The sequence below is a fragment of the Pseudomonas fluorescens genome (assembly GCF_002022275.1).
Lineage (GTDB): Bacteria > Pseudomonadota > Gammaproteobacteria > Pseudomonadales > Pseudomonadaceae > Aquipseudomonas > Aquipseudomonas fluorescens_AJ.
The window spans coordinates 1-746 of sequence record NZ_MSDF01000047.1; positions in this window are offsets into that span (position 1 = coordinate 1).

Consider the following 746-nt stretch of genomic DNA (forward strand, 5'->3'; position numbering starts at 1 on the left):
AAAGGGCTCTTGCCCCACCACTCGGCACCTCGCCTAGGCTCGGTGTGCCCTCACTCCGGCTTGAATCCGTGGGCCGCCGCGATGGGCCATCCTTGGCCCAGCGCGGCTAACCCGGCGTCCTGCCGGGTTACCCACGGATTCAAGCCTGCGTTCGGCCAGCGTGGTTAACGGGGCGCCTCAGATCAAGATCAAAATCAAAATCTAAAGCACGGCGGCCTAGTAGCCGACCTGAGTGGTTGAATCAAAAGCGCTGTTTTTGCTAGAGCAGATCGCGTTCCCCCAGACAAAATGGAGATCCAAATGTGGGAGCGGGCTTGCTCGCGAATGCGGTGTATCAGCCAATTAATCCATCAACTGACACACTGCATTCGCGAGCAAGCCCGCTCCCACATTTTCTGACCGAGTCAGACTTCAATATCTGCACAAATCTGCTTCTCTGTGGGAGCTGGCTTGCCTGCGATGCAGGCACCTCGGTACATCAGGCACACCCAGTTGATGCCATCGCAGGCAAGCCAGCTCCCACACTGGACCGCGCTTTTGATTCACACCACTCAGGTCGGCTGTCAGGCCGCCGTGCTTTAGATTTTGATCTTGATTTTGATCTTAGGCGCCCCGTTAACCACGCTGGCCGAACGGAGGTATTACGGAGCGGGTAAACCGGCAGGACGCCGGTTTAGCCGCGACGGGGCAGGGACGGCCCGTCGCGGCGGCCCGCGGAGTAATGCCGGAGTGAGGGCACACCGAGC